The organism is Secundilactobacillus angelensis (assembly GCF_012641075.1).
Taxonomy (GTDB): Bacteria; Bacillota; Bacilli; order Lactobacillales; family Lactobacillaceae; genus Secundilactobacillus; species Secundilactobacillus angelensis.
In genome coordinates, this window is record NZ_JAAXLJ010000048.1 from 1 (window position 1) to 1,722 (window position 1,722).

Here is a 1,722-nt window from a genome sequence, read left to right on the forward strand (position 1 = left end):
CCTAAAATCAAAGTCAAAAGCATGCCGATTTCGCTTCGCAAAACGACACAAGTTCAAACCCGAAAACCTGCCCTTTTTTGCAAAAAAGGACACAAAAAAACCGCACAAAAAAAGCCGAAAGTTTGCTGTTCGCAAATCGGCTTTTTAAGGCATTATGATTGCTCATTTTCTGTTCGAAACTGACTCAACCATTGGCTAACATCTTTCAAGTCTTCGATTTTCCAGAAGTTGCCGTTATAAGTCATAGCATTAGCAATGTTTTGTAGTTGCTGAAATTGTTCTGTAGTTAAAGTTGGTGAAGCCGTTTCTCTTTTTTCAAAAACTGGCGTATGGTCAAGCATATTTTCGGCTGTAGTTATATTTTTAGCGCCAGTTTTTTTGTAGAATTTTCGACCTAGTTTTTCATAACCCTTTTTGAGTGCTTCTCGTTTTCTTGCCTTTAACTGTTTTTCTAGTTGTTCAATTTTTTCTAGTTCATTCATGGTTAATGCCACCCTTTCCGCAATTCTTCTAAAGTTTTCTTGCGCTCGTCAGCTCTGATTTGCTCTTCACGTTTAGCTTGTTCTTGTTGCTTATGTTCAGCTTCCGTAGTGCCGAGTTTAACGCCACGAACTTTGTCGAGTGCCCGCCACTTTTCTTGATCACTCAACTCACCATTGTGCTCGATATTGAATTTGGCTTTTTTCAGGCGTTCAGTCTTGCTGACTTGGACATCTTCGGCATCTTTGCGTTCTGCTTTCCAAGCAAAAGCGTAACCGATGACAGGCTTTCCACGTCCCTTACCGTATTTTTTGCGGATGGTTAAGCCACGAAAGAATGGGGTTAGTTCCTCTTTGATTGGGGCTAATACTTTGCTATCAACGTTGGCCATTTTGGTACTGTAGCTCACTGGAATGGCTAACAATTCAAAGAAGTCATTTTTTGAAAAGTAAGCATAACCAGTGGTGCGATAACCTTTCAACAAGCGAAACATAGTTTTTGCGTAGCTACTTTTAAGATCACGAAACTCGGTTAAAGCGTAACGTACCCAGCTTTCTAGGTTGTTGAGCAAAGGAATTGCGTCACGATAAACTTCAACGTCAACATAGGGCTCGTCAGCGTCTCCATTAATTTGAAATTTGGTGAACATAACAAAGCGCGTGAAACTCAAGCCTGACTTACTTTGACTACCGAACCTCAAGTCCATTAGGTGGTCGTAAGTGCGCTTAATATCGTCGATAAAGCGCCGATTAGCGGTGGGCTTGTAATTACTCAACTCTTTGAGCTGTTCAAAGCTGAAACGGACTGTCTGGTCGCCTTTATCTCGCATGCGAGACACAATCGAGAAGAACAAATTCATCTCGGTTGGCGTAAATTTTCGCAGCGGAATGGTATTCAGTTCCGGTTGATACTTCACTAATTCGTTACTCATTTAATCAGCTCCATTTCTATGACTATTATATCATAAATGAAGTAGTCAATAAACAGACAATTCGTAGTCAATAAACAGACAATTGGTAGTCAATAAACAGACAATTCGTAGTCAATAAACAGACAATTGGTAGTCGAAACATTTGTGAAACGCTTGGGAGAGTAATGTGGAACACACCCTTAAAAGAGGTTTTAAAAGAGGTTTTAAAAGAGGTTATAAAAGAGGCGGGGGTCTCCGACTTCGTCTCCGTGCCCCAAAATGCAAAATCAAGACCATAAACCGAAAAGGAGTGAGCGAAAATCACGCTCACA

At 40.6% G+C, this 1,722-nt stretch carries 2 protein-coding genes; both read right to left on the reverse strand.

Annotation, left to right across the window (positions count from 1 at the left end):
• Nucleotides 1-152: 152 nt before the first annotated feature.
• Complete coding sequence (locus tag HC026_RS12255; RefSeq protein WP_015060378.1) at nucleotides 153-482, reverse strand: hypothetical protein; 330 nt, start codon at nucleotides 480-482, stop codon at nucleotides 153-155.
• 2 nt (nucleotides 483-484) lie between these two features.
• Nucleotides 485-1,411 (reverse strand): replication initiation protein, encoded by a 927-nt coding sequence (locus tag HC026_RS12260; protein WP_168926192.1) that lies wholly within the window; start codon nucleotides 1,409-1,411, stop codon nucleotides 485-487.
• Nucleotides 1,412-1,722: the final 311 nt, after the last annotated feature.